Origin of the sequence: Chryseobacterium aurantiacum (assembly GCF_003020585.1) — a bacterium.
GTDB lineage: Bacteria > Bacteroidota > Bacteroidia > Flavobacteriales > Weeksellaceae > Chryseobacterium > Chryseobacterium aurantiacum.
Window position 1 is genome coordinate 536,298 of sequence record NZ_PXUE01000002.1, and the last position, 24,210, is coordinate 560,507.

At 35.5% G+C, this 24,210-nt stretch carries 23 protein-coding genes and 1 tRNA gene; 7 read left to right on the forward strand and 17 right to left on the reverse strand.

Going from position 1 to position 24,210, the window contains the following annotated elements; translation table 11 throughout:
* Nucleotides 1–56 precede the first annotated feature (56 nt).
* The 4 genes from C7D53_RS08850 to C7D53_RS08865 are packed head-to-tail and all read right to left on the reverse strand — an operon-like array spanning nt 57 to nt 3,986.
* Nucleotides 57–845, reverse strand: coding sequence for a tetratricopeptide repeat protein (locus C7D53_RS08850; protein ID WP_106916014.1), 789 nt, complete (start codon nt 843–845; stop codon nt 57–59).
* A 22-nt stretch (nt 846–867) separates the two neighbouring features.
* Nucleotides 868–1,506, reverse strand: coding sequence for a hypothetical protein (locus C7D53_RS08855; RefSeq protein WP_106916015.1), 639 nt, complete (start codon nt 1,504–1,506; stop codon nt 868–870).
* A 6-nt stretch (nt 1,507–1,512) separates the two neighbouring features.
* A complete protein-coding gene (locus C7D53_RS08860) occupies nt 1,513–1,845 on the reverse strand; it encodes a DUF4280 domain-containing protein (RefSeq protein WP_106916016.1) in 333 nt (110 codons plus the stop codon).
* Nucleotides 1,846–1,856: 11 nt separating this feature from the next.
* The gene (locus tag C7D53_RS08865; protein ID WP_106916017.1) at nt 1,857–3,986 is read right to left on the reverse strand and encodes a type VI secretion system Vgr family protein; all 2,130 of its coding nucleotides are present in this window, start codon (nt 3,984–3,986) and stop codon (nt 1,857–1,859) included.
* A 546-nt stretch (nt 3,987–4,532) separates the two neighbouring features.
* Here C7D53_RS08865 and C7D53_RS08870 point away from each other — a divergent pair.
* Nucleotides 4,533–5,738, forward strand: a complete 1,206-nt coding sequence (locus C7D53_RS08870) for a winged helix-turn-helix domain-containing protein (RefSeq protein ID WP_106916018.1) — start codon at nt 4,533–4,535, stop codon at nt 5,736–5,738.
* Between the two features lie 88 nt (nt 5,739–5,826).
* Here C7D53_RS08870 and C7D53_RS08875 read toward each other — a convergent pair whose 3' ends face one another.
* The 5 genes from C7D53_RS08875 to C7D53_RS08900 form a co-directional block, all read right to left on the reverse strand.
* A complete protein-coding gene (locus C7D53_RS08875; RefSeq protein ID WP_106916019.1) occupies nt 5,827–6,852 on the reverse strand; it encodes a hypothetical protein in 1,026 nt (341 codons plus the stop codon).
* A gap of 54 nt (nt 6,853–6,906) precedes the next feature.
* Nucleotides 6,907–7,557, reverse strand: a complete 651-nt coding sequence (locus tag C7D53_RS08880) for an SMI1/KNR4 family protein (protein WP_162926135.1) — start codon at nt 7,555–7,557, stop codon at nt 6,907–6,909.
* A gap of 177 nt (nt 7,558–7,734) precedes the next feature.
* Nucleotides 7,735–7,986: a hypothetical protein gene (locus C7D53_RS08885; RefSeq protein WP_106916021.1), complete on the reverse strand. Its 252-nt coding sequence runs from the start codon at nt 7,984–7,986 to the stop codon at nt 7,735–7,737.
* Between the two features lie 561 nt (nt 7,987–8,547).
* The gene (locus C7D53_RS08895; RefSeq protein WP_106916023.1) at nt 8,548–8,742 is read right to left on the reverse strand and encodes a cold-shock protein; all 195 of its coding nucleotides are present in this window, start codon (nt 8,740–8,742) and stop codon (nt 8,548–8,550) included.
* A gap of 52 nt (nt 8,743–8,794) precedes the next feature.
* Nucleotides 8,795–9,919, reverse strand: coding sequence for a DEAD/DEAH box helicase (locus C7D53_RS08900; RefSeq protein ID WP_106916024.1), 1,125 nt, complete (start codon nt 9,917–9,919; stop codon nt 8,795–8,797).
* A 426-nt stretch (nt 9,920–10,345) separates the two neighbouring features.
* Here C7D53_RS08900 and C7D53_RS08905 point away from each other — a divergent pair, with 426 nt between their 5' ends.
* Entirely contained in the window at nt 10,346–11,293 is a 948-nt protein-coding gene (locus tag C7D53_RS08905; protein ID WP_106916025.1) for a beta-1,6-N-acetylglucosaminyltransferase, read from the forward strand.
* Between the two features lie 49 nt (nt 11,294–11,342).
* Here C7D53_RS08905 and C7D53_RS08910 read toward each other — a convergent pair whose 3' ends face one another.
* The 4 genes from C7D53_RS08910 to C7D53_RS08925 all read right to left on the reverse strand — a co-directional run bounded on the left by C7D53_RS08910 (nt 11,343) and on the right by C7D53_RS08925 (nt 14,012).
* A complete protein-coding gene (locus C7D53_RS08910) occupies nt 11,343–11,663 on the reverse strand; it encodes a hypothetical protein (RefSeq protein WP_106916026.1) in 321 nt (106 codons plus the stop codon).
* A gap of 127 nt (nt 11,664–11,790) precedes the next feature.
* Complete coding sequence (locus C7D53_RS08915) at nt 11,791–12,372, reverse strand: hypothetical protein (protein ID WP_106916027.1); 582 nt, start codon at nt 12,370–12,372, stop codon at nt 11,791–11,793.
* 77 nt (nt 12,373–12,449) lie between these two features.
* Nucleotides 12,450–12,947: a GNAT family N-acetyltransferase gene (locus tag C7D53_RS08920; protein WP_106916028.1), complete on the reverse strand. Its 498-nt coding sequence runs from the start codon at nt 12,945–12,947 to the stop codon at nt 12,450–12,452.
* A 150-nt stretch (nt 12,948–13,097) separates the two neighbouring features.
* Nucleotides 13,098–14,012 (reverse strand): serine hydrolase domain-containing protein, encoded by a 915-nt coding sequence (locus C7D53_RS08925; protein ID WP_162926136.1) that lies wholly within the window; start codon nt 14,010–14,012, stop codon nt 13,098–13,100.
* A 290-nt stretch (nt 14,013–14,302) separates the two neighbouring features.
* Here C7D53_RS08925 and C7D53_RS08930 point away from each other — a divergent pair, with 290 nt between their 5' ends.
* Genes C7D53_RS08930 through C7D53_RS08950 form a run of 5 tightly spaced genes read left to right on the forward strand, consistent with a single transcriptional unit; the run spans nt 14,303 to nt 20,589 of the window.
* A complete protein-coding gene (locus tag C7D53_RS08930; RefSeq protein WP_106916030.1) occupies nt 14,303–14,656 on the forward strand; it encodes a hypothetical protein in 354 nt (117 codons plus the stop codon).
* Nucleotides 14,657–14,689: 33 nt separating this feature from the next.
* A complete protein-coding gene (locus C7D53_RS08935) occupies nt 14,690–17,104 on the forward strand; it encodes a TonB-dependent siderophore receptor (RefSeq protein WP_228422265.1) in 2,415 nt (804 codons plus the stop codon).
* A 3-nt stretch (nt 17,105–17,107) separates the two neighbouring features.
* The gene (locus C7D53_RS08940; RefSeq protein WP_106916032.1) at nt 17,108–18,553 is read left to right on the forward strand and encodes an ABC transporter permease; all 1,446 of its coding nucleotides are present in this window, start codon (nt 17,108–17,110) and stop codon (nt 18,551–18,553) included.
* A complete protein-coding gene (locus C7D53_RS08945; protein WP_106916033.1) occupies nt 18,554–19,900 on the forward strand; it encodes a DUF3526 domain-containing protein in 1,347 nt (448 codons plus the stop codon).
* On the forward strand, nt 19,894–20,589 hold the full coding sequence (locus C7D53_RS08950; protein WP_106916034.1) for an ABC transporter ATP-binding protein: 696 nt from the start codon (nt 19,894–19,896) through the stop codon (nt 20,587–20,589). Before C7D53_RS08945 ends, C7D53_RS08950 begins: the two co-directional genes overlap by 7 nt.
* Nucleotides 20,590–20,742: 153 nt before the next feature.
* On the opposite strand, the gene C7D53_RS20890 is transcribed toward C7D53_RS08950, so the two are convergent.
* The 4 genes from C7D53_RS20890 to C7D53_RS08970 form a co-directional block, all read right to left on the reverse strand.
* Complete coding sequence (locus C7D53_RS20890) at nt 20,743–22,053, reverse strand: collagen-like domain-containing protein (RefSeq protein WP_106916035.1); 1,311 nt, start codon at nt 22,051–22,053, stop codon at nt 20,743–20,745.
* A gap of 20 nt (nt 22,054–22,073) precedes the next feature.
* Complete coding sequence (locus C7D53_RS08960; protein ID WP_106916036.1) at nt 22,074–22,559, reverse strand: T9SS type A sorting domain-containing protein; 486 nt, start codon at nt 22,557–22,559, stop codon at nt 22,074–22,076.
* Between the two features lie 190 nt (nt 22,560–22,749).
* Nucleotides 22,750–23,817 (reverse strand): tetratricopeptide repeat-containing glycosyltransferase family 2 protein, encoded by a 1,068-nt coding sequence (locus C7D53_RS08965; protein ID WP_106916037.1) that lies wholly within the window; start codon nt 23,815–23,817, stop codon nt 22,750–22,752.
* A gap of 248 nt (nt 23,818–24,065) precedes the next feature.
* Nucleotides 24,066–24,150, reverse strand: a tRNA-Ser gene (locus C7D53_RS08970).
* Nucleotides 24,151–24,210: the final 60 nt, after the last annotated feature.

The window sequence follows — 24,210 nt, forward strand, 5'->3', positions numbered from 1 at the left end:
TTGCTGCATTTATAAATCTAAATCTCTTACTGCTTAAAACGAACGTTCATCTCCTATTAGCTTAATCCTAAATGTACCATTACTTCAGGGCGTTGTCTGAATAAAATAATATCCTGATCTGCTTCTGTTTCAAGTTTCTGAATGGCTTCTGTACCATATTTATAGGCATTGGTCAATAAGTTCCTGTATTCCTCTTCTTTTTCAGTATTTTTAAGTTTATAGTAGATTTTGAAAAGGGCTTCATCTTCATTCCTATACATATCGGGGTATGTTGGCAGTCCCATTTGCTTATCCATTGCTTTAATATTTTCAATTTCTTTAGCAGCATTGGTATAGTCCTTTAAATAAGCCAGCGCCCAGCTCTTGTACAAAATACATCCTAAATAGACAGACGTTAAAGCTCTTGATTTCGCAGTAGATGCATCCACCGGAATATAGCTCATCATGTTATCGCAAACTTTGACAACTCCTTCATAATTTTTAGTTTTAAGATATAACTGAATTAGCTTCTCACCTACCGTCAAGTATTGAGAATCCAGATCATAAGCCTTTTCATAATTGATTTGGGCTTTCTCCAAATCTCCTTCTTTCTGATAAATATCTCCAAGCAATTCATAGTTTTCCTTGAAATTGGCATCCAAGGCTATTGCTTCCTCAACATACCGTTTAGCAGGATCCATACTCAAGCTTTCATAGTAGGTAGAGGCCAATAAATATCGGTAGGTAACATTCTCGGGAAACTCATTATTCACTTGATGCAGTATCGCCAGAGATTCTGCAAATTCACCATTATTCCTGTACTTTTTTGCGTCTGAAAGATGTTTCTTAACTTCTTTTTCGTTCATTTTCTATCTATATTTTCTTAAATTAATAAAAGCCGGTATTTCCCGGAGGTAATTTCCCTCGAATTGCAAAGTATGCTGCGATCAAGCCGTTCTCAATAAACCTTGCATACGCGTAACTTCTCCTAAAGGCATACCATTCATAAGGGCCAAAGCTGCCGTTTTGTAAATTTCGTAAAATCATTAATTCCTTAGGGCTTGTCCATGAAAAAGCCTCATATCGTCTTAGTACAGATCCATATTTGGTTATACCATATTTGTAGATTTCTCCGGCACTTAAAAATACAGAATCCGGATCTGTAACTCCTCTTTGATAGTCGCCATAATTACCAGGAAGATTCACATGTACATCATACACATTAAATGGCCCTGCTTCTGACGGAACATCTTTATCTATAGGTACACTCAATGGAATGGGGATCGGTATGGGAATTTCTATGGGTTCTGTTTCCGGAACCGGAATAGGTTCTGCCACAGGCGGTGCGGTATCATCCCAAACATCATCTGCTGTTTCATTGATCTGTCCCTGTACAAACTCAACAATTTTATAGATAATGTAGGCAACAATAAGTATAATGGCAACAATAATAATTGCCATTATAAGCGCCTCAATGATCGCTGCAGCCAAAGCCGCTATTCCTGCTCCTATTACTAATGCTGGCATAATCCGTTATATTTGTCCAGAGTTAATACTTGTAATAATTCCACCCAGAGGACAAATACATTTAGATGCCTCAAACAATGCCTTTGTATCTTTTATTTTCACTTTCGGCACCGTGTTGATCCAATTGAGCTTCTGCCCGCTCAGATTTAGGTTTAATCTACAGATTCCTGCAACACTGCAGAGTGTAAAGTGGGTAATATTTACTCCTGCAATATTATCCTTGTCTGTGGCAAATAAACCTTCTCTATTCTTTATTTTGTTATTGCTTGTAATATTTAAAAGTGACGGAATCAAGCCTTTGTCACACTTTAAAATAGCATTGTTTTTAAGATATTGCATGACTTTATTCTTTATTTCATTTTAACTTCATTTCCTCCGGTCACAATAACGTTTTGGTCGCTATTGATTTTAAAATTAGATCCTTTTGCGGTTTGGCTCACACGTTTTGCGTTAAGGTCAAAATTATTGTCGGCCTTTTGCTCCAGGTTCTTTCCATTCAGTTTAATTAATCCCTGTTTATCAATTGACAATAGATTATCACCTACTTTTAGGATAATTGAAGACTTGGCATCAATAACCACATTACCTGCCGAATCCATCTTCAACATCGATTGCGGTGGGGCTCCTTTCTCTCCTCCCACATTGATAACGGTAGTACTTCCGGCATTAATTGTATTATTGCTTCCTGTATTTGTGGTGTGGTCTGTATTCGCATTCACGATTGCATTTCCGCTTCCGTCAAAGAACATATTGGCTCCTCCCTGGTCTTTCAGGTTCATAGACCCGGCACCATTGTCATATTTCAGTTCGGCACCGCTGCGGCCACTGAAGCTCATCATATTGTTTCCTGAGCCACCTCCTGCACCAATTCCTCCATGATACATTCCTCCCATCACGAAAGGACGGTCAGGATGCAGATGCACAAAATTTACAATGACCTGGTCTCCAACCTCCGGAACAGACATGAATCCTCTGTTTTTTCCTACTTTATCACTGCTTCCCGCATCAGGAGACATTACCCGGATGAATTCTGTGGTATCCTGCCCATTTTGCCAGTCAAACTGAACCTGAACCCGTCCCTGATTGAGCGGATCTGTATTGGATATCACTTTTCCAAATTGAGGTTCTGCTATCGGAACAGCAAATTCGGGTCTTGGGATAAAGCCTGTATCTGAAGCTATTGCCTCAAAGGTTCCCATATAGTATCCTCTTGCATCTACTTCATGGGTTACTTCTGTAAGCATCAGTTTTGTAAAGTATGAGGTATCGTTGGTATCTGTTTTTCGCATCTCAATGTCTGCAATACAACCGGGGTAAAGGAAAGGAACGGTAGTACACCCTGAGGTAATGAATACCTCTGAGGCTTTGCTTCCTGCTGTACCTTTTTGAGAAGCATCAATATCCAGGAACGAAGATGCTTTTATGGGGGCTACCCGTAATGATGGAGTAGAAAAAATCTTTTCTGATATTTCGTAGGCACGCTTTGCGATATCGGAGGTATGGCTGATCTTTGAGCTCCCTCCTTTAAATTTTTCATTCTTACTACTGTTATAACCGTAAAATGTAGGGTTTACATGCTGGGCCTTCATTTTTATTTTAACATCGCTCAGGTTACTTCCATAGGTAAGCTTTACGGGCTGTTCCTGTGGCGGCAACTGTCCGAAATGCAGTACCTCTCCATCATAGAAGAACTGTTCTCCATAGGCTTCTGCAAGCCTTGCAAGAAAGTTGTAATGGGTTTCTCCGTACTGTGAGCTATAAGAAACATTTCCGTAGCGGGCATCTACTCTCACATCATATTTTCCTTGGCCAAGGCCTTCCTTGATGACATTCTGAGCAATGCTGTTCAGACTTATAGGTTGTGCTCCTCCAAAACTTTGAATGTGTGGAGCGGCATCTAATAAAATGGTGGGACTATATCCTGTTAATACAAGGTTTCCAAGACTTCCTTTCTCCTGACTGAATCCTACTTCGGTAATTACTCCTACAAAATTTCTTTCAGGGCCTTCTTCGATATCTTTATACTTGAATACAACGGTAATACGCTTGCCAAGGAACTTTTGGGCCTGTTCCAGATTATGATTTTCTACACTTCCTAAGGTATCATAGGCAAGGGTAAGATCAAATTCATGGTGTCTGACTGCGCTTTGGGTAAGTTTAAAATGTTTGAAAAACTTGACAGGTTCTCCTTCCACAAAAATCTCAAGCCGCACTACTCTATTAATTCCCGCAATGGCGTTTTCAGGGATACCCTGTGCATTGAAAATTTTTGAAGTAGGCTGTTTTGACCATACTTTATCATTACTTATAGAGGGATCATTTGGCACCAATGGCTGATTCATAAAATAGTTTCCTCCATCACTCTTATTTGGGACAGAAGATGTATCAGAAGTTTCGGTTAAGTCCTTAGGTTTATTACTGTTTTTTGTATTTGATTCTTTCCCTTTCTTGGAAAGATTTTTTTCTTCTTCTTGAAACATAACATAATTTTTTCTGTTGTGTAATGTAGATTGGAATTTCTTCCACAGAAAGAAGAGACCGTTTACTCAAATCACAGTCAGTAATTGCCTTGGTCTCCTTTCGCAAGTTTACTTTTTGACTGGTTTGATTGGTTCGGAATAGGAAATGAACTTAAAAAAGTTCGTGTTTATGCGCTTTTTGGTAATCTTTTTTTACCGTAATTTGAATTCATTTTCATAAAATTTTACTGTGATTTGGTAATACCAATATATCACCTATAAAAATCACAGCAAAATGAATTAGAGATTATTTGAAAAATTGTAGTAAAACTACGACTCGACATTGAATTGATTATTTAACACCCTACCTACGATCCCTTTAACAAAAGGATATCTTACTCATTTTCTTAAAGATACATTGCTTTTTCTATTAAAATAAATAAATTAATGTAGATTTCTACTCTAGGATTTCCCTTAAAAACCCAGATGATATTAGGAATAAAACAAGATAAAAAGACTCATATTCTGATTGTTTATCCTCATTTAATTCAATAAATTTGTGATAATATGGATATAGAACAGGGACCAATATTGCAATTACAGCTTGCCACACTAGAAAGTCAGGGATTACTAAAAATCTCTTCATTTGGAACAGGAAAAAATGCTGTATTAAAGGCTTTGGAGCATCTTGGCTATATACAAATTGATACTTTATCAATTGTTGAACGTGCTCATCACCATACACTTTGGACGAGAGTTCCCGACTATCAGCCAAGCTACTTGGAAGATCTTGTGGAAGAACGTAATGTGTTTGAGTATTGGTTTCATGCCGCTTCCTATCTTCCTATGAGGGATTTCCGCTATGTTTTGCCCCAAATGCTAAGTGTTCAACAGAATCAGTCTCATTATTACAACGCAGATCCAAAAGTCATGCAGCATGTACTTGATGTCATTCGAAATGAAGGTCCTAAAAAGGCAAGAGATTTTGAGAATGAAAGTAAAAAGGCAGGAAGCTGGTGGAGTTGGAAACCTACCAAACTGGCTCTTGAAAGACTATTTATGCAGGGAGATCTAATGATTTCTAAACGTAAAGGAATGGAAAAAACCTATGACCTCAGTGAAAGGATTCTCCCGGCCCATATTGATCTAACAGAACCTACATCGTTTGAGTTTGCTGAATACCTGGTAAAAACCTACCTCCGCGCCTATGGTTTTACAACTTTGAAGCAAATAACACACCTCAAAAAAGGAGGAATCCTGAAAAAAGAGGTCAATGATGTCTTGGAATCAATGCTTCAGGAAAAGGCTATCCAACGGGTTAATATTGATGGTATGTCTCCTGTTTTTGTAGAAAGCAATATAATGGAAAGTGTATTTGATCTGCCTGCCCCGCGTGTTCAGCTTTTATCTCCCTTTGACAATTCCATTATCCATCGTGACCGTATCCAGCAGATTTTCAACTTTGATTTTCGTCTTGAATGCTATGTTCCCAAGGAAAAGAGACAGTATGGTTATTTTTGTCTGCCTATTTTATTTGGAAATACATTTATCGGAAGAGTTGATTGTAAGGCTCACAGAAAGAGCAAACAGTTTGAACTCATTCATCTGCATATTGAAAACAGAGATATAGCCCCTGAATTGTGGCTGGAATCTTTTATAGAATCGGTAAAACAGTTTGCCAAATTTAATGGCTGTACTACTCTGCTGTTAACAAAAGTAAGTCCTACAAAACTGACAGTTACAATTAAAAAAATGCTAAACAAACTAACCTAATTCATCATTAGGTTTGTTCATCTATTGATCAAAAACTCTTCAAGTGGTAGCTTTTGCCCCTCAACATGCTAAAACTTTTCCCCAGGCTTTATTTCTTTTTTTTCGCTGGTGGAAGTGATGGCGGAGCCTCTGTCATGGGATATCCGCTATGGATTATTCCAATTAAATTAATATCATTTTCCGAATTATAAATTACATCATATGATCTGGAAAATATAAATTGAAAATAAGGTAGCGTATTTTTCGCTTGGTTTAGCTCAGCCGGAGTGTTATATGATGGTGGCAATGGACGCATTTCTGAAATCTTGGTACTTGTCCCGTTTTTATTTTTTATTGTTTTTTCATGCCCTTCAAAGTCATAATCAAACCCTATACTGCTTCCATTATCATAGGTTCCTTTACATATTTTAGTTTTATTGCTTGTGTCTGTATAGGTAATGGTATAGTGAACATCATCTGTAAATTCTATCTTGTTGGTTGTTTTTTCTTTAGTCAGCTTTATTTTCATTTCACTTTCATCAGGATAAGAAGTAGATTCGGAATAGTCTACAGTAAAGTACCAGATAGTGTTTTGAAACGGATATATTTTTGATTTTGGAAAATTGTACTTGTTGGTGGAAAATCCAAATTGAGTTTCCTTATCATAAGTCAGAATAAATTTAAGATGGTGAAATTTAGTATTGCCCACCAATGAATCTTTGTCTATTAGAAATTGATTATTCACATCCTTAAATTTCATCTGATAAAGATTTTCATTTACTTTTTCAAGCTTGAATTCTTTATCCTGCAATCGTTTTTTAAAAGCATTCAGATTACTTGTAGTAAGGTAATTAACAGTTAATCGATTTGTTTTTTGGTTTTTAAGGGTTGAAAGAAAAACGATTTCCTTTGAATCTGGTTGTACATACAAGGAATCATTGATTTTCTGAAATCTTTTTTTGGACAGATAATCCTCATTCAAAATTGCAATTTTACTGTTTGTCCCTTCCATTTCTTCATCCGTAAACAGATGCCTTATATTCATGGGATAAAATTCCTGGGAGAACACCATATTGCTGAAACCCATCATAAGAATCAATAATAGTTTTAATATATTTTTTTCTGTTACTAGCATTTTTATAAAATTTCTATGAGCCTGTTACACTCTGATTTTTGAATTTAAATAAAATTATGATACCCCATACATTTTCTTCTCCCAAGATTTCAATTCGGTTACCACAGGCTCAGGTTTTGCCACTATTTTTTCCAATAAAGCTGTAAAATTCTCAGCAAGTCTTTCCGCTTCACCAGTTTCATAATCTATCATTACAATTGGAGGATTGTCCGCAAACTCATTAAGATTAAAGCATACTTCTCCATAATCAGAAAAATTTCCAATTCCGAGATACCCATGGTTTAAGAGCACCTCTTTCATTGCTACATTATTTTCTTTTAAAACTTGATCCCAAGATCCTAATGGCTTTGGATAAAGCCTGATGTCATTATCCAGAAAAATTGTATAAAAATGCTTATATCTTAAGTATTCTTTGTAAGAATCCGGAAAAGTAATTTCCAGATCAGACTCTAGTTTTTCTATGTCGTTATCAGTAATGGTACCATCTATTGCTTTCCAGATCTTATCATCTTCAGAAATCAAACTTAATAGTTCTGTGGTTGCTCCTTTTTGTTCCAGATTTACCTTACCTGGTTTATGTTTAAAAGTCTCCCAAGCCATCTCGCTTTTCATTTCAGGATGAACTTCTTTCTCATACATAAGGTATTCTCTGTTCTTTTCTACCAGTGCAAGTGCTTTATCTATATAGGTTCTTATAATGCTCATGGGCTTTAATTTTTCCGGAAAATTAGTACTTTTCAAGATAACCAGTATGAGCATTCCTGCTTAATTTGGAAATTCATTCGTATTTATTCCCTATTGACCTTTTACAAACCAACGGCCCATTGCTTTTAGCAATGGGCCGTTGGTTTTTATCATCAGTCAAATAAAATTTGATGTACTTTATTTCAGATTTCTGGATTTCAGTTCTTCTTCTAATGCCTGCTTATTCTTTTTCCATTGATTAGCAGCATAAAATGCAAAAATAAGGGGTAAGAAAGTGAAAAAACCGATTCCGTTTTTCACACCATTGTATGTGGCAATACCAATCAGAAAGCCAAGAATAGCTCCATTGATTATATTTTCAGATTTGGATTTTTTTTTCTTGTCCAGTAATTCCTGGTCTGTTAGCTCATTTAATTCTTTTTCCCTCATTCGCTTAAAGTTTTTTGGTTATTGTTTGGGGTTAGTTTTCTTTTGCTAACTTACAAAAAAACATCATTTTCTTCAAAAAAAACTAATGCTGACGGAATTGAACCTATTATTTATAGCATCCTTAAAACCTCTTACATAAAGCAAGAGGTAAATGAACATATAATGAAAATAAAAAGTAATTTAACCTGCATTAATGTTCTTTCAAACAATAAAGCCGTTTAAACTTTTTTATTAAACCACAAAGGATATACAAAAGCTTTTTAAACACGTAAGCTATTTAAGTGATATACTTTGTGTACAAGGAAGGACACTCAAGTTTTGTTGAAAATCAAAGATTTTCATCTTATGTGAACTTAATTGTGCAGTATTTCCTTACGCTTTCTAAAGTGTACTAAAGTGTTAAAAAAATAAAACCTTTTGTGACTTTTGCGGTTAAGTTTAAACAGACTTAATATATCCAAGTACTAAAAGTGTGTGGATTTTATTGTAAAAAAATATAAAAATATGAGAATGAAATTACAAAGGGTATTAAAAGTAAGACCCTTTGTAATCAAGATTTAATTATGCTAACTTTACGTTAACAGCATTTAAACCTTTATCGCTTTTTTGTACATCAAAAACTACTTTATCATTTTCACGGATTGAACTTGTGCTTAATCCTGAAGAATGTACAAATATGTCTTTACCTCCGTCTGATGGAGAAATAAATCCGAAGCCTTTTGCTTCATTGAAAAATTTTACTGTGCCTTCTTGCATTGTAATTATTATTAAAAATTGTATATATTATGATCTGTATACTTTACAGATTTTATTTCTGAAATAAACTAATAGGCATTGTAAACCCTATTAGCTTTTGAATATTTTTAAGATCCAGACACTCCTCGGTATCACAAAATGAAATAGCGATTCTTTCTGCACCGGATCTTCCTGTTTTTCCAATTCGGAGAACATAGGTTTCCGGAATATTTGGAAGTTCATAGTTGACGACATAGGGAAAATCCTCTATATCCATTTCTTTTGCGGCAGTATCAGTAGCAACCAGTACATTGATTTTGCTATTTTTAAAATCATCAAGAGCACTTTGCTTTGCTTCCTGTGATTTATTTCCATGGATAGCTGCTGCAAAAATCCCTACACTTTCCAGCTGCTGAACAAGTTTGTTGGCAACCTGTTTGGTGCGTGTAAAAACCAATGATTTTATGCTGTCTTTTTTACGCAGTATATCAATCAATAAATCAGCTTTCTTTTCTTTTTCTACAAAATACACAGATTGTTTAACGGTTTCTGTTGTTGAAGATACCGGGTTTATCGTAATGTTTATAGGATTATTCAGAACTGTTTCAGCAAATTTTTTCAGGTTTACCGGTATTGGTATTGTTCCGGAAAAGAATAATGCCTGCCTTTTCTGAGGAGTTTGTTTTAAAATCTTTTTTAGATCATTCACCAATCCCATATCAAGCATCTTATCTGCTTCATCCAGTACAAGGATCTCAATTTTGGAAAGATCAATATGTCTTTGGTTATCCAGTTCCAAAAGTTTTCCGGGAGTTGCTACAAGAATATCTACTCTTTTTCTTAGTGCTGCCAATAGACTTCCTTGTGAAATTCCTTCGTAAATTGAAAGTTGCGACAGAGGTAAATACTTACTATAAATTGCCAGATCTTCTTCTATCTGTATAACCTGTTCCCGGGTTGAGGTAAGTATTAAAGTTCGTATTTCTTTATGTTCGGGGGTATGTCTTTTGAGTAACTGTAGAATAGGCATTGCAAATGCTGCTGTCTTTCCGGAACCTGTTTGAGCGCATCCAATTATATCTTTTCCCTCCAAAATATGCGGAATTGCAATCTCCTGTATTTCAGTAGGTCTGGAATAGCCAGCTTCTGTAACTGCACGGATAATTGGATTGATTAGATTTAAATTTTTAAAACTCATTATAAATTCCGGTCTTCCGGTAGTTTGTAAGCAAATCTTTATTATCAGGATTTGATTTGGGGTATTAGCAAAAACAAATTAAGGAATACTCTTTCGGCCTATCATTCTGCTTGCTTTACTATAACATTAAAATATTATTGATTATCCAGCAGTAACATATTGTTCCTATTTACAATAAGATTTTATAATCTCCTCCATCAAAGACTATAAATTGGCAGCTGAAAAAGCATAACTGAAAGAAAAGATAGTGATTTTAAACTCTTACAGAATAGCAAAGGCAGTGACCTGTTTATAAATGCTCTGCAAACGTACAACAAAGAAAAGCAACAAAACTATATTTAATTAGTTGATTATCAAAAATATATTCGTAGCTTCCGCACGTTAACCTAATTATTTGCAAGTGCGGATGATTTTAAGCTCCGAAGTATGCAAACGTCTCTTCCCATAACTGCTCCCTATCCCTGTACATTAGAATCACATGCTGTACCCCATATCAAAATTGCTTATTTTATTATGGTACATCATAAACCTGAAGTATTTAAAGCTATGTTTCAGAAAATCTATACAAGAGATCAATTCTACCTTATTCATATTGACAGGAAATCAAATTCAAAGTTCACAGAAGAGATTCAGCTGTATGCTGTTCAATTTCCCAATGTTTATATTTTGGAGAGTCTGAATATTGTATCAGGAGGCTTCAGTATGATTCAGGCAGAACTTAATGCTATGGAATTTCTTCTGAATGTAAACCAGGGATGGGATTATTTTATTAATCTAAGCGGTGAAGACTATCCTCTTAGATCTCAAAGTATCATCCGTAAGTTTCTTACAGCAAATAAGGGTCGGAATTATCTCTTTTATTATGACCAAGAGTTTTACAGGCCGGATACTCTGCAAAGAATACAGAATCACTTTACGGAATTAGCTTACATGGTTTCTTCATTTATTTATAAAAGAGATTTTATGAAAGGGGTAATTCCTTACATCGGGGGGAAATGGTTTATGTTTACAAAAGAAACCTGCATATTCTTAACAAACAATAAAAGGGTAATGGATTTTGAAGACTACTACCTCCATACTTTTTTACCTGCCGAATCGTTTTTCCAGACTGTTCTTATGAACACATCATTCAATGATATTATCGTTAATGATGATAAAAGAGCCATATTTGGTAAGTCATTTTTTCAAAACAAACAGAATACACTATCCTATATTGAGTATTTAAAATCTAGCAATCAACTATTTATAAGAAAAGTGAATAAAAAAACAGATGAAAACATTTTAAGCTATATTGAAGACAGCTTTCTTTTCCCTTTACCAGAAATTAATGAAATTGAAAGAGAATTAAAGAGGGACGATCGTCAAAATAATTAATTTCCCAAGGCAATAGCCTGCTTTAGTACACTTCAAAGTTCTCCCTACTTCATTTCTTTTGAATGATAATATCACCCTCAGCCAGCCTAATTTTCTCATTATGGATACTTACTTCAATCCAATGATCCGGCTGATCAGATTCACAATCGTTTATTATTCTATAGTCTGAATATCCGGTATTAGAATCGGGTAATTCCAGAATGGTTTTAATGTTTTTTTTGTTAATTTGATGCTTGTCAGAAAGGCTTATTAAGTAAATGACTTCGGACAACTCGTTTCTTAGCTGCAAATTAGATTCTTTGTTTATTTCTCTGCTTATTAAAACATTTAATCTATCGATCTCACTTGTTATAAATTCCTTTGCTGTCATAACGTATTAATTTATGGAGTTTCAATATAAATTATTATTATTTTACTTGAGCCAAATATCTAAGTATTTTGAATAAAAAAGCCCCGGCTTTTAATAAACCGGGACCATATATCTCAAATAATTCTCTTTATAGGCTGATATTGTCTAAAAGAGCCTTTACTTCTTCTAAAGAAATTTTATTTCCAGCGGCTACAATAGAATATCTGTTTCCCTCCAGATACTGAATGTTTGCCATTCCATCATTTTCATACATACTTGAATCAAATAAGGCCTGCCATCCTTTGTAGCTCTTAATGATAAGCCTATCACCAGGCTCTTCTATTGCTTTAATTTCTAAATAATTAAGCAAACTGGACTTCACCTGATCTGCCCCCGGACCTGCCCCATCGGCCACCATCAGATAAACATTTTGATCCCCTTTCTTATAATTGGCAGTAGCAAATGAACCGGTATCTTTATCCTCAAAAGCTTCTACTTCTGTCAACTTAAATCCCGCCACTTCCTTTTTAAATTTAGCCTTAAATTCATTGATAGTAATAGGCTTTATTTTCTTTAAATCCTTAGCCAGATTCTCAACTTTCAATGAATCCGAATTTCCATATGCCTTCTCAATCTGAATCGTTGGTCTTTTGGCAGAAACAGAATTAGATCCCATCGTAAGTACCAATGCCATTGCTAAAAATCCTGTTCCTAGATAAGTAATTTTCATAATTTATTATAGTTTTAACAGGACCACTCCCTACAAAAAACACACCAATGTATATTTAATTCAGAATAATAAATAATTTAATTAATCGGTTTTAGTTCATATTCAATTTCGTCGTCTGCCTCTGCAATTTTCACAAAGTTGAGCCTTTCCAACAACTTGATTGCTGGACCATTTTGCTTACTTGTTGCCGCCCAGATTCTTTTTAGTCCCATTTGGATCAATCCAAAATCAATAGCCAGCAACATTCCATCTGTCATATATCCCTGTCCATAATATTTTGGTAATAAGACACACCCTAATTCTCCCTCTTCCTTATCCAATCCACGGTAGTAGCCACAAGTTCCTACTATTTTATGGGTTACATTATCTACAATTCCCCAGTGAATGGAATTTCCATCTCTATAATCCTGATTGATCTTTACCTGCATTTCAGCAGCCTGCTGAACGGTTTTTGCCTGGATAGCATCATAAAATGAAATTTCCATAATGTCATCCAGATCTGCATCCAGAATCTGCCTTAGTGATACCCTACCACCTGTTACATTTGGAAAATTATCTCTTTGAAATAAGTTCATGGTTGAAAAGTTATAGTTTAAAAAAAATGATATCATCATATAATCTCCTCAATATGTTATATTTGAGCATATGACTGGATAAAAGTACTAATTAATTTAGTGAACTAAAATGTTTATTGTACTTCACATCAATTTTACACAACCCTTTTTTTATTTCTGATTTTTAATTAATTTCATTAAATCTGTATGGGTTTTAAACGTTTTTTTGAAATCATTCAAATTATATCCGATATTTTCCAAAACGATAAGATTCATATTTGTCTGAGGATAATAAAAGGCTGCCGAAGGAAAGCCCGGAGCATATCCAAATGCCCCTATCTGAGTGTTCTGCTCACCATCTAAAAACAAGAGCCCATAACCATATTCTATTTTATCAAAAATAGGATGATTTCTGGTGGCATATCGTGTTTTCATCATATTCAGGGTGGTATTCTTTACAAGTTTCCCCGAGTATAACAGGCGATGCCATTTTAATACATCTTCAGCATTGGAGATGAAGCCACCCCCAGCTATATATTTAACAGGATTGCCCGTGGCATATACAAGTTTACCATTTTCATCTTCTTCATATCCCTTTACAAGATTGTTGTATTTTTTATGATCGGGATGAAAAGTATTCTTCAGTCCATATTGGGTAAATAATTCTGTTGATATTTTTTCAAAAGATTTATGGTTTATTTTTTCAAGTATCTGAGCCAATAATCCGAATCCTATTTGGGAGTAATGAAATTGGGTACCCACTTCAAATTCCAGAGGCTGATCGATTTCTAAAATTCCATGGGTATGAGTAAGCAAATCATGAATAGTAACCTGGTTTGCCCAGGGCTGCTTAATTTCAGGAAAATATTTATTCAGTTTATCGGTTAACTGTAAATTTCCCTTTTCATATTCTCTAAGAATTAAAACAGCGGTAATTTGTTTACTGATAGATCCAATATAAAACTTATCCTTTGTTTTTAATTTTGCCTTAGTATCAATATCAGAATATCCAAATGCTTTTTCGTATTGGATAGCTGAATCTTTTGCTACTAAAATAACCCCGTTGAAATGGTTATTTATCGCCATGCTATCAATTGTTGATGATAAAGAGGAATGTTGATTTTTGTTTGTATTATTGGTTTTACATGAAGAAATTAGCAGGAATAACGATATTCCCAAAATATTTATTTTCATTATATTTTTTTAGTGGTTTTGCCCAAAAATACAAAAAGCTTAGGATGATATATGTAAGAATAGATAATTTAATTTTCCATGAAGAAAAGCAGTAGAATAACAAAAAACATTGGTCTCCAGATTACTTTTTATTCATCTATCATCTATTTTTAAAATTAAATTGTACTTTTGTTAATCTAATTATGCAAAAATTTCTCAGAGTCTTTTTTGTTTCCTGTTTATTCCTGATATTTATTTCGAATGTCAGTGGGGTAAGTACATGTATTGATCATGCTCAACATACAAAGACGAAAGTTATTTATAAAAAAGGGTCCAAAGAAGAAAAGATTCCTACTTTTTCTCAGGATGATGAATGCCAGTGTGCACTTCATATGCATATGAATAATATTCTTCTCCCTGAACCTTTGCAGATGGATTTTGCGGTCAATACTTCTAATGACAGCGAAATGCCTCAACCAAAAGCCATTTCTTATCGTTGTCTTCTCGACTTTTTTAGTTCGAGAGCTCCCCCATCTATTTCTTCCGTGGTAGCCTAAGTTACGCTGCCTTCATTTTACATATACAGATTCTTGAGTCTGTATGTATACCCTTTGGATACTAGCGTTTTATCCACTTACCCATCTCTTTTTATTAATGAGGCATTCTATGCCTATTCGATCTTATTTATGATTACCAATAATTTTTATTATTCGGGAATAATTCATTTTATTTCCCCAGTCCCTGTTAGGCTTTTTAGCTTAAGTTTCATTATAGCATCATCAATTCTTCATGCTCAGTCCCGCCATCAGGATACTTTATCTTCAGTTGTACAAACCGTTGAAATTATAGGACGAAAGTCTAAAGATTACACTTCTGATTATTCTTTTGCGGCCACTAAAATTGCCATGAGAAACAAAGACCTTCCTTTAACTCTTAATACGGTTACAAAGGAACTTATTACCGATCGTCAGGCATTCCAGCTTGGAGATGTTATGAAAAATGTAAATGGAGTATCTCCTTCAAGTTATTATAATCAGTATAACATCCGGGGAATCAGTCAAAACGAAGAAGGGCAGATTATTAATGGGATGCGGACAAGGCAGTATTATTTTTTACAGCCTATGACATCCAATATAGAGCGTGTAGAAGTATTTAAAGGCCCTGCAAGCATTACCATGTCCAGTGTTGATCCGGGAGGAACAATTAATATGGTAACTAAAAAGCCCCTCTCCATACCCCGTCATGAAGTCAGTTTATCAGGGGGTAGTTTTGATACTTACCGGGTCTCTACGGATCTTACAGGTCCTTTAAATAAGAGTAAAACCCTTCTCTATCGTTTCAACGGAGCTTATCAAAATGCCCAGTCATTCAGGGATCATGTTAAAAACAGTGGTATTCTAATATCCCCTTCTTTAACATTTATTCCCAATGAAAAGACATCTGTGAACGTAGAAATGATTTTTAATGATCTCTATGGAAATTTGGACAGAGGGCAGCCTATTTTCGGAGCTGTTGCTGGAAAAACAGATCTTAAAAGCACCCCCAGAACGTTGAATCTTGGCGCGCCGGATGATTTTTTTAAAACCAGAGACCTCATCATTATGGGAAGTTTAACCCATCATTTCAACAAATTTGTCAGTTTTAATGCCTCCTATATGAAGCAGTACTGGAGAGAAAACCTACAGGAACACAGAACTACCAATTCTTTTGTTCCCGATATGGATAATAAACCGGTTTCTAATCTGGCTATGATGCAGTTTGTGCAGAGAAAGCAAAAATGGGCGGTGGATAATATCAATGCTTATTTTAATTTCAATTTTAAAACTGGTTCGGTTCAGCATCAGGTGTTAATAGGATATGACAGTCAAATATGGGAGAAACGTAAAGGCGGTCAACAAAATGCTGCAAGAGGCTTTCTTTTAAAGGACGGTTCAGTAGTTTCTTCTTACAATCCGGCCAATGCGGCCAACTATCAGACGGTCAATTACAATGGAATATTAATACCCAAACCCAATGTGAATCCGTTTGATCTGAGTCCCGGGGCAACCAACCACCAGGGTGTTGATTTTAATATCCTTAACATCGTCACTCCGTTGCCTGCTGCATTAACCACTACACATGCCGCATACATTCAGCATCTTTTTACCTGGAAGAAATTTAAAATATTATCCGGCATCCGCCAGGAATGGTTTCAAGATACCACCAACTTTAAAGAGCCTAATAAGTCTTCTTTTCAGAACAACAAGCTGTTATACAGGTTCGGAATCACATACAGCCTAACTGATAATATCAATGTGTATGGAACTTACCTCACAGGATATCAGCCACAATCTAATACGGTCACATTAATGCCTAACACATCCAGTCTTACAGGCCCGGAATCTGCAGCAAGATTTAAACCTTTAACCTCTGACCTTAAAGAGATTGGAGTAAAAGCTAAGCTTTTCGGAAAAATAGCTGTGAATATCGCTGTTTATGAAATTAATCAGAGAAATATTTTAATCAATGCCAATAACCCTGCAGAGCCGGATGAGCTGATACAAAGAGGTGCGGACAGGAGCCGTGGTTTTGAAGCAGAATTTACCGGACATATTCTACCCCAATGGCATGTATACGGAGGTTACAGCTATATTGATGCTAAAATACTTGAGGATACGAATATTAATCTTGTTGGAAAAAGAAAAGAAAACACCTCTAAAAATTCAATCAACCTCTGGACCCGTTACAACTTTTCAGCCATTCCGGCAATAAAAGACTTTGGAATCGGCTTCGGAATGCTCCATCAGAGTTCAAAAGTACCGTGGTTTACCAGAAGCTTTGAACTTCCAGCCTATACTACAATGGATGCAGCGTTATATTATGCTCCTGCCCAATCTAATTTTCAGCTGGCATTAAACATCAATAATATCACCAACAAAACTTATTGGATCGGGGCACAAAACTATCTAAGGCTATTCCCCGGTGCACCGATAAATTATGTACTAACTACTACTTATAAATTTTAAATTATGGCTATTTCAAACTTACAACTGATCGTAAGAAAGACCAGGCAGGACCTGATCAAAGGAAAGCAAAACCTACTCATCATTGTCATCGTTCTTTTATTCTGTATGCTGAGTATTGGTATAGGGTTTACCAAATACACAGACACCTTTTCAAAAGTAAAGGAATACCGGACTGAAGTGCGTGAACATTGGGAACAAAGGCCGGATAAACACCCTCACCGAATGGCTCACTACGGCTATCTTGTCTTTAGGATTGGGCATCCCTTGAATATTTTTGATAATGGTCTGGATGATTATCTGGGTAATGTCATATTTCTGGAAGCCCATAAACAGAATACTGCAAATCTTTCAGAAGCCGGCAGTTCAGGAACTTTAGTTCGTTTCGGAGCATTCAGTAGTGCTTTTATTCTACAAAGCATCGTCCCCCTTATTATTTTGTTTTTAGGATTTGGATTAATTGTTCAGGAGCGAGAAAATTCTACCTTAAAAATAATGAGTGTACAGGGTGCTTCGGGTAGAGATATTCTGTTGGGAAAAGTTCTTGGATTATGGCAATTTTCTTTGCTGTTTCTGCTTCCCGTATTTCCTGTTACATTTTTGGCCGCATTAATTTCAGGAACCACTACTGGAGCAGATATCCTAATAAGGCTATTGATTTTACTCCCCTCCTACATGATGTACTATTTTTTCATCAGTACTTTAACGGTTGTTATTTCCGCAATCAGTAAAAACACCTCGGGAGCGCTTATTAGCCTTATCGGGTTCTGGCTTCTTTTTATTATTGTTTTGCCTAAGGGTATTCAGTTTGCAGCACAAAACCTATATCCCACTCCTTCCCGTATAGCATTTGAAACACAGCTGGAAAAGGACATTTTAAAATCCGGAGACAGCCACAATCCTGATGATCCTCATTTTAAAAAGATAAAAGACTCCCTACTGGCTCATTATAAGGTAAAAACTACTGATAAACTTCCTTTTAATTATAGTGGTTTTGTTATGAAAGAAGGAGAAAAGATAAGCTCTCAGATCTACAGCAGGCATCAGAAAGAATTACAAGAAATTTACAACAAGCAGCAAAAGATATCTGATCTTTCTGGATTTATCAATCCTACGATGGCTATTAAAAATTTCTCAATGATTTCCACGGGCACTGATTTTTTCTCTTATACTCAATTTCAAAAGCAAGCTGAAGATTATCGTTATCAGATGGCTCAGCATCTCAATAATTTGCAGATTGAGTATATCAGTAATGTAACCCCTGAAAAAGGAGGTCCTCCTGCGGTTATTAATAAAGATAATTGGAAGAAATTTCCAGACTTCAATTACCAGTACACTCCTGTATTTGAAAGTTTCAAGGCCCAGTGGATATCTGCTGTTGCTTTAATTATCTGGTTCACTATATGTATAATCGCCATTGAAATAAGTGGAAGAAAATTAAAATTAATCTAAATGAATCGTTATTTATATACCCAATTTTATCGTAACAAGGCTTACATTGTTGCATTGTTATTTTTATTTCTGGCCGGGCTTATGGCAATTTACACAGGAAAAAAATTCCTTGATCGTAATGAAGATATTATCGCCAAAAGTGGTGCATTTCAGATGGAAAGTATTGAAAGAAACACAAAGTTTCATAAAGATGATCTAGGCCTTATTCTGTATTACATTAAATTTAACCTAGCTAATGAGACCCCAAAACTGGCGGCCTTAAATATAGGTATGAGAGATCTAAATCCCTCTATCCAGGGTGTCACTATAAGAAATCTTGAGGAGCAGCGTTATAATTCTGACTTTTATAATCCGGCCAATACTGCTGTTGGAAATTTTGACTTCAGTTTTGTTTTAGTCTTCCTCTTTCCACTTGTTATTATTGCATTCTGTTATAATCTGATTTCTGAGGAAGAAGAAAGAGGAACCTGGAAACTGTTGTCTGTTCAAAGCAATAATCTAAAAAGGCTACTGGATCATAAAATGGGCATACGATTCATCGCGGTCTCATTAGTCTATATAATTTTAGCAGCTATAGCCTCAATATGGATAAAAATCCCTTTTGATAGGTATTATATCCTCTTTCTTATAAGCGGATGGCTGTATATTATATTTTGGTTTGCATTATGCAGATGGGTTATTTCATTCCGCAAATCTTCTGCTCAAAATGCATTAACGCTTCTCATTGTATGGGTAGGTATGAACTTCATTATTCCGATGAGTGGCAATATGCTGATTCAAAAACTATATCCAACTCATGAATCCCTTAAAGCAGTTATGGAACAAAGAGAAGGGTATCACAATAAGTGGGATGAGGCCAAAGTTCCAACCATGGAAAAATTTTATAAAGTTTATCCCCAATACAGAAAGTTCAAAGTAGAAGAAAATGACACATTTACCTGGACATGGTATTATGCCATGCAACATATGGGAGATATGGAATCTTCAGAGTCTTCAAAACAGTATATTGAAAAAATGAAAAAACGGAATGAAGCTGCTATATATTTAGGATATTTTTTTCCAAACATCCATACTCAGCTTGTAGAAAGCCAAATAGCAAAAACTGACGTGATCAATCATTTACAATATGCTTCAGCATTGAAAGATTTCCATGAAAAGAAACGACTCTTCTTCTACCCTCTTATTTTTTCAGGAAAAGATGCAGAATCCGTTGATTGGAACTTGCAAACTGTAAAGATTTTTAATTCTTCTGAAAATGTAAGCACATTACAACTTTTCTTACCCTATTTGATATTCATCAGCCTATTTATCATTCTTTCACAAAACAAATACAAAAAACTATGTTAAAAATAATCAATTTACATAAAAAATACAACGATTTTACAGCGCTTCAATCTCTTAACCTTGAAGTAGGAAAAGGGGAAGTTTTTGCGCTTCTCGGACAAAACGGAGCTGGAAAAAGCACTACGATCAATATTCTTCTGGGACTTATAAAAGCTACTTCCGGAGACGCTTTCATTAATGATATATCGGTAAAGAATGATCAGCAAAAAATAAAAAAGCATTTAGCTTATATTCCTGAAACCGTATTATTATATCCTAATCTTACCGGAATAGAAAACCTCGATTTTTTCTCTAAAATTGCAGGATTTAGCTACACTAAAGAAATGTTGTCTTCTTTACTTCTCCGCACCGGATTACAGGAAACAGCTCATCAAAAACCACTAGGCGGATATTCTAAAGGAATGCGTCAAAAGGTTGGTATTGCCATAGCCCTTGCAAAAGATGCCAAAGTACTTCTTTTGGATGAGCCCACTAGTGGACTGGACCCTATAGCTACAGCGGAATTTACAGAGATTGTGCGCCAGCTAGGAAAAGAAGGAAGAACGATTTTAATGGCAACCCATGATATTTTTAATGCAGTAAGTGTAGCCACTAATATTGGCATTATGAAACAAGGAGAATTGGTTCAGAACTTACCATCTAAAGCATTTACAACCCAGGAATTACAAGAGTTGTATCTAAAAACAATTTGATCTCACTTTTCTCATCTAGCTTATAAATTCAAGCAATAATTAAAATAGGCAGAAAACCATTCATAGACAAATCAAAAAATCCAGTTATTTACTGGATTTTTTGATTTTTAATAATATATAATTATAATTTCTTTCTAAAAAAGAATAGATCATTTACTTGATAACCGTGGCTTTAAAAGAAAAGGATGTACCACCAGCATCACCAGCATCATACAGATAAACAGTTATGGTATTTGCTGCTGTTACTTTTGGAGTGTAAATTGGCGGGTAACTTCCTCCTGAAATATTTCCTATTGGGCTTACTATAACTGCATCACCTACGGCCGCTCCGTTTACAGTCATTGTAAATACCCCAGCATTACCTGATGCCGGTAAGGTCACGGTAGTTGTTCCTGTCAACAATTGTGCACCACTACTACTTGGCGTAGACCAGGTCCCGTCTCCTCTAAGGTAAGTGGAAGAACCCGCTGTACCGGAAGTTGTAGATATTTTCGCTACTGTAACAGAAGCATCGGCAATTTTGGTTGTCGTTATCTTGGAACTTCCAATACTTGTAACTCCAGAGGCGCTCATGGTAACATCTCCACTTAAACTTACAGGATTAGTGGGTGCAAATGGCGTAGCTCCTGTTATATAGACCTGTCCTGATGCAGAACCATTGGCAAAACCCGCACCTGTAGCACCCTGTGCTCCTAGGGCTCCTATTGCTCCTGTTGCTCCAATAACTCCTTGAACACCCTGAATACCTTGTGGGCCCGTTGCGCCGGTAGCTCCTACTAGTCCTTGGGCTCCTACAGCACCGGTTGCTCCGATAACTCCCTGAATTCCCGGCAAACCTTGAGGACCTGTTGCGCCGGTAGCTCCTTGAATACCTTGGGCTCCTACAGCACCGGTTGCTCCGATAACTCCCTGAATTCCCTGCAAACCTTGAGGACCTGTTGCGCCGGTAGCTCCTTGAATACCTTGGGCTCCTACAGCACCGGTTGCTCCGATAGTTCCTTGGATACCCTGAATACCTTGTGGACCGGTTGCACCAGTAGCTCCTTGAGGACCAGGAAGAGAACTTCCTGAAGTTTTTGCATATAGAGCATAAGGAACACTTAGTAATTGTGATGTTCCTGTTATGGTATAGTTATTTGACCCATTAGGATCTGTTTCAATTTTCATGAAGTAAACATCTGCCCCCCAGTTTATTGTAGAATAAGAGCCACTAACCAAAGTACCGGCACCTATTTTTACAGTTACTAAACCATTATTATTAGTAGGCTGAGTTTGAGTCTCGGAGTAAACAACCGTTCCTGTTACAGAACCTTTCAATATAGAAAATTTCATTCCTACATTCTGATTACTGACCAATTGATTACTTGAATTTCGGATAATAGCCTGATAACTCATTGCATCCTGCACTTGTGAAAACACCAAAGCAGAAGCCAGAGAGGCTGTTAGAAAGGAAAGTTTTTTCATAGGTAATTAGTTTTTATATTTTATTTGTCTGTTTTTAAAACCTTAAAAATTTTGATAATCCTGCCATCTTTTGATATTTTTAATAAATAGATTGCAGCAGGATAAGACCCTATTGTAATTTGAGTTTGTGCCTGCATAATAGGTTTACTGGTAAGTAACTTACCACTGCCATCAAAAAGATCGTATCGATATTTATTGTAATCTTTGAATCCCATTTTCAAATTAAGAATATCTGTTGTGGGATTGGGAAAAACATTAAGGTTCAAACTGATTTCGGTAATATCAACACCTAATGTTTCTGTGATTTCATAGGGCTGTTGAACACCTGCAGCAATATTTCCTACAGAAGAAGATGCTGTTTCATAAAAAATCTGGCCTAAAGAAGCTGTAACATTTCCTGTGGCACCGGAAATATTAGCACCTCCGGTATTTAGGGTTTCTTGTCCCGAAACCTGAATCGAGAAACTCACAAGAAACAAAGGAAGCGTGAAAAGTGTAGTTTTCATATCATATTAATGTATATCTTATTAGTTTTTATTATTTATCAAATATATAATTATATTGTGGTAATTATATTAATTTATGATTAAAAAGAATTACAAGAACTTTATTACTCTTTTATCATCCAATAATTTCTACATTAAAACGGAGTCCTAAAAAATTAAGAAAAGGGAATTTTGGGGAATTTTTCAGCAATTAAATAAGTCCTCTTAAATAATCTCTATTTTGCCTTACAGAAGGACAGTCTGGTCTTGAAACAGATGCCCTCTCATTGTATTCATTGGCTTTTTTATATTCTCCTAAAAGAGATAAGCAAACACAAGCCTCAATATTGGGAATATATCCTGAATAATCAGTAAATACAAAACCTACAGAATTCGATTGGGGAAGTTTAGTGGCCAAATCAAACCATTTAAATGCCTGACCATAATTTTGCTCATCTTTATAATAATATCCTAGTTCACAGCAGATTTCTGGTCTTGGGACATCATACTCGAAGCTCTTAAGTAAAGTCGGAAGAATTTTTTCTCTGGAACCCTTTTTTTTATAATCAACAGCCAGCTGATGACAACAGCTTATTATATCTTCCAACCAACCGGATCGCGAGTTTAAAAATTTTTCATAATAAAAAATCGCTTTATCAGTTTCATTGTGATCCCTCAACTCCCTGCCATAATAATACAATTGCCTTGCAGAAAACACCGTCCCATTCTTCTCCAAGGCTTTATATATGTCTATATTTCTTGTAGAAAGTACTTCGGAATTCTTTTTTTTATGCCAAATCTCAATATCTGTATAATGTAGATTACCAACTAAAGGAATACATTCGTGAACGGGCTCAATCCACTGATAATCTTTACTTCTTTTGAATAACCTTTCACGGGTTGAGTAGAAAGCAGGATTATTGTTTTCATCAAATGACAAAACATATTTCATCGTAACAATATCAACATCTTCATTCAGGCTTTTCTTCAGCTCATTTATTTCTTTCGCTGATTTTTCCGGAACAACATCATCAGCATCTAACCACATCTGATAATCCATAGTCGCTTTGGAAAATGCAAAATTACGTGCGGCTGAAAAGTCATCAATCCACTCAAAATCGAAAACTTTGTCTGTAAATTGTTTAGCAATTTCTTTGGTTTTATCCGTAGAGCCTGTATCTACGATGATAATTTCATCTGCGAATTTTGTGGCGCTTTCCAAACATCTGCTTAAAACATGCTGTTCATTTTTAACAATTAAACACAAACTTATTTTCATTGACTTTAAATAATTTTTATGATATAAAGATAATGGTATTAATTGTAGATACTCATATATATTCTTTAATGATTATTATACAGTTCAAGAATTCAAATAACCAAGCTGTTAATTCAGATTATAGATTGAAAGCCATTTATTTGACCAATATTTTTTAGCATATTTTTAAAAAAAACACAAATAAAAAAAGTCCTGTAGATCATTGATCTACAGGACTTGTATTTTTGATGCCTTAGGGTTACATCTTGCGGAGAGTGAGGGATTCGAACCCCCGGACCTGTTACAGTCAACAGTTTTCAAGACTGCCGCAATCGACCACTCTGCCAACTCTCCCTTAACTCCGGTTATACCGTTGTTTTCAGTGGTGCAAATATAGAAAGTTTTTTATAACTG

What these genes read in the sequence shown, in the direction of transcription:
- C7D53_RS08850 (WP_106916014.1), bottom strand. Translation starts at nt 845, where the DNA reads ATGAACGAAAAAGAAGTTAAGAAACATCTTTCAGACGCAAAAAAGTAC.
- C7D53_RS08855 (WP_106916015.1), bottom strand. Translation starts at nt 1,506, where the DNA reads ATGCCAGCATTAGTAATAGGAGCAGGAATAGCGGCTTTGGCTGCAGCG.
- C7D53_RS08860 (WP_106916016.1), bottom strand. Translation starts at nt 1,845, where the DNA reads ATGCAATATCTTAAAAACAATGCTATTTTAAAGTGTGACAAAGGCTTG.
- C7D53_RS08865 (WP_106916017.1), bottom strand. Translation starts at nt 3,986, where the DNA reads ATGTTTCAAGAAGAAGAAAAAAATCTTTCCAAGAAAGGGAAAGAATCA.
- C7D53_RS08870 (WP_106916018.1), top strand. Translation starts at nt 4,533, where the DNA reads ATGGATATAGAACAGGGACCAATATTGCAATTACAGCTTGCCACACTA.
- C7D53_RS08875 (WP_106916019.1), bottom strand. Translation starts at nt 6,852, where the DNA reads ATGCTAGTAACAGAAAAAAATATATTAAAACTATTATTGATTCTTATG.
- C7D53_RS08880 (WP_162926135.1), bottom strand. Translation starts at nt 7,557, where the DNA reads ATGAGCATTATAAGAACCTATATAGATAAAGCACTTGCACTGGTAGAA.
- C7D53_RS08885 (WP_106916021.1), bottom strand. Translation starts at nt 7,986, where the DNA reads ATGAGGGAAAAAGAATTAAATGAGCTAACAGACCAGGAATTACTGGAC.
- C7D53_RS08895 (WP_106916023.1), bottom strand. Translation starts at nt 8,742, where the DNA reads ATGCAAGAAGGCACAGTAAAATTTTTCAATGAAGCAAAAGGCTTCGGA.
- C7D53_RS08900 (WP_106916024.1), bottom strand. Translation starts at nt 9,919, where the DNA reads ATGAGTTTTAAAAATTTAAATCTAATCAATCCAATTATCCGTGCAGTT.
- C7D53_RS08905 (WP_106916025.1), top strand. Translation starts at nt 10,346, where the DNA reads ATGCAAACGTCTCTTCCCATAACTGCTCCCTATCCCTGTACATTAGAA.
- C7D53_RS08910 (WP_106916026.1), bottom strand. Translation starts at nt 11,663, where the DNA reads ATGACAGCAAAGGAATTTATAACAAGTGAGATCGATAGATTAAATGTT.
- C7D53_RS08915 (WP_106916027.1), bottom strand. Translation starts at nt 12,372, where the DNA reads ATGAAAATTACTTATCTAGGAACAGGATTTTTAGCAATGGCATTGGTA.
- C7D53_RS08920 (WP_106916028.1), bottom strand. Translation starts at nt 12,947, where the DNA reads ATGAACTTATTTCAAAGAGATAATTTTCCAAATGTAACAGGTGGTAGG.
- C7D53_RS08925 (WP_162926136.1), bottom strand. Translation starts at nt 14,012, where the DNA reads ATGGCGATAAATAACCATTTCAACGGGGTTATTTTAGTAGCAAAAGAT.
- C7D53_RS08930 (WP_106916030.1), top strand. Translation starts at nt 14,303, where the DNA reads ATGCAAAAATTTCTCAGAGTCTTTTTTGTTTCCTGTTTATTCCTGATA.
- C7D53_RS08940 (WP_106916032.1), top strand. Translation starts at nt 17,108, where the DNA reads ATGGCTATTTCAAACTTACAACTGATCGTAAGAAAGACCAGGCAGGAC.
- C7D53_RS08945 (WP_106916033.1), top strand. Translation starts at nt 18,554, where the DNA reads ATGAATCGTTATTTATATACCCAATTTTATCGTAACAAGGCTTACATT.
- C7D53_RS08950 (WP_106916034.1), top strand. Translation starts at nt 19,894, where the DNA reads ATGTTAAAAATAATCAATTTACATAAAAAATACAACGATTTTACAGCG.
- C7D53_RS20890 (WP_106916035.1), bottom strand. Translation starts at nt 22,053, where the DNA reads ATGAAAAAACTTTCCTTTCTAACAGCCTCTCTGGCTTCTGCTTTGGTG.
- C7D53_RS08960 (WP_106916036.1), bottom strand. Translation starts at nt 22,559, where the DNA reads ATGAAAACTACACTTTTCACGCTTCCTTTGTTTCTTGTGAGTTTCTCG.
- C7D53_RS08965 (WP_106916037.1), bottom strand. Translation starts at nt 23,817, where the DNA reads ATGAAAATAAGTTTGTGTTTAATTGTTAAAAATGAACAGCATGTTTTA.